Raw genomic sequence first — 6732 nt, forward strand, 5'->3', positions numbered from 1 at the left:
GATTTAATCAGCGCTTCCTTAATTCTCCCGTCCACTCTTCTGCATCAGAAAGGACAGTCACAGGACTATACTGGAGAAAATAGGTGAATCGGGCATTTCCACTGTCCTCCGCCGTATGGACCTTCTTGGCTGGGATTTTGATCCCGCCGAAGAGCAGGAATATGTAAAGCAGGCCCGAATCATCCTGTTCCAGTTTCCTCTCTACTGGTACTCGTTTCCTGCCATCATTAAGAACTGGGTAGAAAAAGTCTTTTCCCATGGATTTGCCTATGGATCCACCGGCCATGCACTTGACGGGAAGCATCTTCTTTTATCCTTCACCGTTGGCGGCAGTGCAGACCATTACCAAAAAAACGGGCAGAACCGTCACGAAATAGAGGACTTTCTCTACAGTTTTTGAACAAATGGCCGCCCTATGCAGGATGAAATATGAACAGCCGGTGTACAGCTTCGGAACAGCCTATATTCCCGGCTTCAGCACCGAAGAGGACAGGAAAAGGGTTCTTGATACTGCTGACCGGCACGCCCAAAGGCTCCTGGAACGACTGAAAGAACTGGAGTCATGAAAACTGCCTGCCCATAAGAAAAAACTGTGAGGAAATGGTTGAACATTTCCTCACAGTTTTTTTATGGCACATAGGGCACTTCCCCCGGCTTTACCAGCCCCAGTTCGTCCCTTGCCTTTTTTTCCAGTTTAGCGGGATCCTCCAGGTCCGCCTTCTTTGTTTCCAGATCCTCTTTTTCCTTCAGCAGCCGGTCCCTTTCCTGGTAAAGCTCCGCTTCCTGCTGCCTGACCTGCACATAGTGATAAACGTTCTGCACCAGCACGAAGGCGGTAATCAGGGTGACCACCACGAAGATGATGCGAAGCGCAGGGCTTGTCGGAAAAAGGCGCTTCAGGAAGGGCGCTTTTTTCTTTTTAGCCATGAGCTTCCTTCGGCTCCTTTCCCAATGCTCGGTTCACAAATTTGTAAATGGCCGGTTCCGCCGCAAGGGCTGCCTGGTATTCATCTTCCGCTTTGGCAGCGGTAAAACCGTAGTCCAGCCAGGTCTTTACATCCTGCCAGCGTTTGGAATCGTTATAAAGCACTACGATCATGAGCTTTCCGTCCCTTTCTGCCGATGCCACCAGGCAGTCGCCGGCAGCTTCAGTCATGCCGGTTTTGATGCCGTTGGCGCCGGCGTAGCCGCTGGAAAGGAATTCATTCCTGTTCACCACATTTCGGTAAATGCCATTCCTGTAGGTCATGGGATAGGTTTTTCTCTTCACAATATCCCGGAATGCAGGATTCTTCATGGCGTAGGCTGCAATCTTTGCCATATCCTCGGCAGTGGTGTAATGGTTGGGATTCGTCAGGCCGTTTGGATTGGCGAAATGGGAATTCTTTGCGCCGATGGCAGCGGCTTTTTCGTTCATCATTTCAATAAAACGGTCATAGGATCCGCCCACCGTTTCTGCTGTGGCTACGGCGGAATCATTGCCGGAAACAAGCATCATGCCGTAGAGCATCTGGTGCAGGGTCAGGGGCATATCGGGACGGATGCCAAGGTTCGTGCCGTCCTGCTTCATGGCCCTTGGTGTAATCACCGCGTTCTGTTCCAGCTTGTCCTTTCCTTCTTCCAGCGCAATGATACAGGTAAGGATTTTTGTTGTGCTGGCAGGATAGGATTTCAGGTTTCCTTCCTTGTCTGCCAGCATTTCTCCCGTATTGCCGTCAATAAGGGCGGCGGACACGGCTCCCGTTTCCGCCGGCGGGGGCAGTTCCCGTTTCTTCGGCGGCTCCGGTGTAATGAGAGCCAGAATGCCGAAGGCAATGCCTGCAAAAACTACCGCCAGTACAAGGAGAGCCAATAACTTTTTCATAATCTGATGTATACAATCCTTTCTATGTCAGGTCAGCCTGCATCGGGAACGGCACCTGCTTCCACGCCGTTTCCATCAGCCTCTGCCGCCTTTTCTTTCTTTTCCTTTATTTTTTCTCTGCGGGAATCGATCTGGAACTTGCTTTCCACCGCTTCGCCCCGGTCTTTGGCAATGCCTTTGTTCAGGTTTGCCACATAGAGCTTTCCGTCTTCCGAAGAAGAGAGGCTGTACACCGCCGTATTTCCGCAGTAAATGGTATCGTTTTCAATGACTGCATCCGGCACATGGCCCCTGTGGTAGAGCTTGTCCAGTTTCCCTGCAGTCAGATAGGTTCTTTCCTTATCCGTGTACCGGCCGGAAGCCGCAGGCTGGAAGGCCTTTTCCCCGTTCACCAGGATCCAGCCGTCCTTCACATCCACATGGCCGCCGGAATAGGCTTTCATCCATTTCAGGTTCTTATTGATACGGTCACTGGTTTTCGGATGGTTGCCGGGAGCCAGCACCGCCTTGATGCCGGAAGGGGAGCTTTCGCCGTACTTGTCCTTCAGCACCTGCATGGAAGCCGCTCCGCCACCGGGATTATAGCCTGCTTCTACCAGGTACTGGAAACCCAGGTCATCCGCTTCCTTTTCCTGGTCCTTGGTGAATACTGCGTTGGACACGTAGTTGGCCGCAATATTTCCAAGGAGGTATTCCCCGTAGGACGCATCGCTTCCCAGATAAATATCCAGCGCCGTAATAAGGCCCACGCTTTTCTTCACGCCGTTCACGCTATGACGCTTTTCGCCGTGGGAAATTTCATGGGCCATCACATAGGCCAGTTCATCATCGTCAAAGGCATCCAGGGAGCCCTTGTTCACGCAGAGCACGCCGCCCAGGCTCATGAACGCATTGATATCCTCACTGGGAGCTACATACACATTGTAATTTCTCTCCACCGCCCCGGTGCTGCGGATATTATTATAAATGGTCTGCACCCGGTTGTCCGCTTCCGCCGACTCATAAACGCCGGTCTGCTGCTGGCACTGATCCAGAAGCTTCATCCCCGCCTTGTCATCCATACGGGTATAGTAGCTGGAAATAAAGAGAAGCGCCGCCGCTCCGTAAAGAATTTTCTGGGTGGTGGTAGCCGCCTCCACCGTCAGGGGCGTAACCGTTCCTGTAAGGCATACAGCCGCCAGCACAGCTGCCGTTAATTTCTTCTTCCAATTCCTCATGTTCTTACCTCCAGTCCAGGAACACAGATCGATTTGATATATTGTACCATGTTTGGACAGGAAGTGGGTAGTTTCCTCTCCGGCATGGCTCCACTGCGCTTCACCTCAACAGGAAACTTTTCGCAAATAGTTTCCTACTCGGCTTGGCTCCATTGCGCTTCACCTCTACAGGAAACTTTTCGCAAACAGTTTCCTGCCCGGCATGGCTCCATTGTGTCTCACCTCAACAGGAAACCTTTCGCAAACAGTTTCCTACTCGGCTTGGCTCCATCGCGCTTCACCTCTACAATAGCCCATTCCCATATTGCTTAAATGGCCCGACCGTGTTAAGATAGAAAAGTATGAATGTATGAAGAGATACCCTCTTGAAAGGAGTTTTTTATGACAGCTGATAATCTCACTTTTTCTCTTGAAATTGATTTCATTCCCGACATTGCAGAAGGACGGGATGAATTCAAGCACACAATGAAAGCGGTGGCCGACAAACATGAAGGCACCTATATTCTTGACCCCAAGGGCCGTCCCATCATTTCCGGTCTGGGAAAGGATGATGTGGAAGATACGCTGAAGGATCTGGGACTTCTGGCATTCGGCACCTGGCCGTCCTGCATTTTGACCTGCACCATGACCACGCCCCTTCCCATCCGCTCCGTAGGCATGTCCGACGGCTGGGATATTTACACCGGCAAGAAGACCTTCTTTGCCTTCGCCCAGTTCCCCTCCGACGCCCTGTCCATTATGACAAAGGCCTGCACCTACTATCTGGAACATGAAAACTACCAGTCCATGGAGGAATTCATCGACAAAATGGGCTATGAAGCCTTCCGGGATGCGGTGCTTGGAAATACCATGCCCGGCGCTTCCGATGGCGCATCCGGCGATTATTTCGGCGGATTCTCTTCCCCCGATGTGCCGCCGCTGAAGGAAGGGGATTTCGTCCGTCCGGAAAATAATATCATGCAGATCATCGAAGTGTATCCGGAAATGGGGCCTTTCCTCATGGAATACGGCATGTCCTGCGTAGGCTGCTTTGTATCCTATGATGAAAACCTGTGGCAGGCTGCCCAGTCCCATGGTATGGATGTATTTGAAATCATCGGCGAAATGAATGAATTCATTGCAGACAAGTACAAGAAACCGCTCCTCACCGATGATACGCCTATGGAAACCATCCTTACCATGTATCCCCAGCTCCTGCCTGTATTCCAGGAAGAAAAGATTGCCATGCCCACCGACATGAAGACCACCATCGGCACCATGTGCCGGGACGCAGGCGTAGACTCCGCTGCCCTCATTGCCAAATGCGATGAACGGCTCCGGGGCAGGGAAGAAGCCTGATTTTATGAAATAAAAAAACGATGCAGCCAATGCCGCATCGTTTTTTTATTTCCCTTCTCTTTCATTTCCCCACGTATGTCGCAGAAAATCGCAAAGCCTTTGAAAGAATATTTCATTCTGCTTCCTGTCCCTCTTGGCCGGCCCTTTCATATGGTTTTTAGAAGAGCGTCTTGCCTTTGCCGCCTCATACCGCTGCTGGAGAAGGCCTTCTATATTTTCTTCTGTATACTGCCACCCGTCCTGATGGAAGGCAAAGGCCTTCCGTGAAAGGACCAGTGACGCCAAGCCATAGTCCTGGGTGACTGCCAGGTCGCCTTCTTTGACTTTGGAAATCATGGCCCAGTCCGCCGCATCCCTGCCCTGATCCACCAGAATGACCCGGCTTTTATCTGAATGAATCAGATGGCTGGTATCGCAGAAAATGAAGACTTCCAGTCCGAAAAGGGAAGCGGCCCTTTCTGTTTCACGAATCACCGGACAGCCGTCGCCGTCAATCAGTATTTTCATATCTGTCTCCCAATAAAAAACGGCAGGCTTTTCAAAGGAAGCCTGCCGTTCTGTCTTATCTTATTTCATCTTCCAGCCCGATTTCTTCAGCATGGTCACCACCGGTACGATGATGATGCCGGAAACGATGGCTTCAGGAACGCCGTTCATGGCTACGATGCCCATGATGGTGGCGCCTACGGCTTCCACGGAAATTCCCTTGGACGCTGCATAGGGAGCACCTACCAGCAGGAAGAAGGATCCCAGGAAGAGCACCGTGTTGCAAAGGGATCCGCCTACAGCGGCAATACCTACGCGGATGCCGTCCCTGCCGGGCATATGTTTATACAGGAACCATGCAAAGAGGCCGATACAAACCCTTGGAACAATGCAGATGAAGGCATCATAGAAAGGATTGTACTGCAGGGCAAACTGCAGGAGCAGGCTTGGCGCCCGCAGGGTCTGGATAAAAGAGAAGAGTCCGAAGAGGAATCCTACCAGTGCCCCTACCTTCGGTCCTGCCACCAGCGCACCGATAATGGTGGGGATATGAAGAATGGTGGCATTCATGACGATCAAGGGAATGAATCCGTACCCCGTAAGGCCCAGGAAGATGGTGATTCCTGCCAGAAGACCGGACACGGTGAGCTGACGGATACTTAAAAATACATGATTTCCCTGGGGTGCATGATTAACTTTTTCCATTTTTTACCTCCGTTCTTACTCTCATCATAGAGATATAAGCCGTAAATTTGGCGATATACTCACCCTGCGGTCCGGTTCCGTCCTGATACCGGCAAAGCAGAGGTCCTCTATCTGCCAACAACTATTATAACGGACAAATCGGATTTGTCAACAAATCTGATTAATCCTATTCCTTGAAAATCCACCTGGTGAGACGCATGGCCCCCATAAGGGCAAAGCCTGTGAGCCACAAATCAGACAGATAAGGAAATACGGAAAGATAGGAAGGATCCAGGTAAGCCCGCCACAGGCCGCTTCCCGTAATCCTTGAGGAAATCACCACCGGAATGAAAAGTAGGAACATCCAGAACACCGCAGAGAAAACGGCTGTCACCGCCCGCTCTCCCTTTTTCCCTTCCAGAGAAAGGAAGAGGAAAATGCCGAAGGTCATCATGGCCAGAAGGATTTTGCCGTAAAAAACAACGCCGAAAATTTCCATCAGGAAGAAAGAAGCGGTAAAGGGATCCAGCCTCATGCCGCCGGCGTAATAGAGAGCCAGGAAAGAAATCATGGCGGTGCCGGGAATAAGCCCGGAAAAATAAGCGCACCCCAGCCAGCGGGCAGCAAGGCCGTTCTTTTCCTTCAGCCTTTCATAGCAGGAAGCCAGCTTCCTGTCCAAAAAGAAAGCAGCTGATACAAAGGCGGAAAGAATAACAAATGCACCGATCCCAATGGGGAGAGGAGTTGATTTCCACAGCCCGTCAATGACGGGGAGGTAGTTCCAAAATACTACCATTTCCACAATGACAAAGGAAATCCACAGGGGCAGGTGCACCGCTCCCCGCGCTGCCCCCAGCTCACTGCCCCATCCTTTTTTCTGCACCAGGAAGAAAATAAAGGGCACTAGAAGTCCTGCCACCCAATAGGCAGTCAACCCGGCAGACAGGGAAAAGGCGGTGTGAACCACAAATCCCCCCAGCCCCCAGGGAACAGTCAGCGCCAGAAGCCAGAGGAGCTGTCTCATACAGTCTTTATTTCTAAACATATGTATCACCTCAATGGTTCTATTGTACCACATGGGGACAAAGGGGGGCGGGCCCACAGGGCCCGCCGGTTCTTAAGGTTCTTAGGTTTGACGGCGCC

At 51.4% G+C, this 6732-nt stretch carries 8 protein-coding genes; 2 read left to right on the forward strand and 6 right to left on the reverse strand.

Features of this window, described 5'->3' with window-relative positions; translation table 11 throughout:
* The first annotated feature begins 115 nt into the window (after nt 1–115).
* A complete protein-coding gene (locus B2Y11_RS08755) occupies nt 116–400 on the forward strand; it encodes an NAD(P)H-dependent oxidoreductase (protein WP_297000297.1) in 285 nt (94 codons plus the stop codon).
* 227 nt (nt 401–627) lie between these two features.
* Here the strand turns inward: B2Y11_RS08755 and B2Y11_RS01325 are convergent, their stop codons facing one another.
* Genes B2Y11_RS01325 through B2Y11_RS01335 form a run of 3 tightly spaced genes read right to left on the reverse strand, consistent with a single transcriptional unit; the run spans nt 628 to nt 3081 of the window.
* The gene (locus B2Y11_RS01325) at nt 628–927 is read right to left on the reverse strand and encodes an FtsB family cell division protein (protein ID WP_291055159.1); all 300 of its coding nucleotides are present in this window, start codon (nt 925–927) and stop codon (nt 628–630) included.
* Nucleotides 920–1864, reverse strand: coding sequence for a D-alanyl-D-alanine carboxypeptidase family protein (locus B2Y11_RS01330; RefSeq protein WP_291055162.1), 945 nt, complete (start codon nt 1862–1864; stop codon nt 920–922). Before B2Y11_RS01330 ends, B2Y11_RS01325 begins: the two co-directional genes overlap by 8 nt.
* Nucleotides 1865–1896: 32 nt before the next feature.
* Nucleotides 1897–3081: a M48 family metallopeptidase gene (locus tag B2Y11_RS01335; RefSeq protein WP_291055165.1), complete on the reverse strand. Its 1185-nt coding sequence runs from the start codon at nt 3079–3081 to the stop codon at nt 1897–1899.
* Between the two features lie 381 nt (nt 3082–3462).
* Between B2Y11_RS01335 and B2Y11_RS01340 the strand changes: the two genes are divergently transcribed.
* Complete coding sequence (locus B2Y11_RS01340; RefSeq protein WP_291055168.1) at nt 3463–4419, forward strand: DUF1858 domain-containing protein; 957 nt, start codon at nt 3463–3465, stop codon at nt 4417–4419.
* Between the two features lie 45 nt (nt 4420–4464).
* Here the strand turns inward: B2Y11_RS01340 and B2Y11_RS01345 are convergent, their stop codons facing one another.
* The 3 genes from B2Y11_RS01345 to B2Y11_RS01355 all read right to left on the reverse strand — a co-directional run bounded on the left by B2Y11_RS01345 (nt 4465) and on the right by B2Y11_RS01355 (nt 6634).
* Complete coding sequence (locus B2Y11_RS01345; RefSeq protein ID WP_291055171.1) at nt 4465–4926, reverse strand: YaiI/YqxD family protein; 462 nt, start codon at nt 4924–4926, stop codon at nt 4465–4467.
* A gap of 60 nt (nt 4927–4986) precedes the next feature.
* Nucleotides 4987–5610 (reverse strand): ECF transporter S component, encoded by a 624-nt coding sequence (locus tag B2Y11_RS01350; protein ID WP_291055174.1) that lies wholly within the window; start codon nt 5608–5610, stop codon nt 4987–4989.
* 166 nt (nt 5611–5776) lie between these two features.
* Nucleotides 5777–6634 (reverse strand): hypothetical protein, encoded by an 858-nt coding sequence (locus B2Y11_RS01355; protein WP_291055177.1) that lies wholly within the window; start codon nt 6632–6634, stop codon nt 5777–5779.
* Nucleotides 6635–6732 lie beyond the last annotated feature (98 nt).

Origin of the sequence: Dialister sp. UBA1703 (assembly GCA_002320515.1) — a bacterium.
Classification (GTDB): domain Bacteria; phylum Bacillota; class Negativicutes; order Veillonellales; family Dialisteraceae; genus Dialister.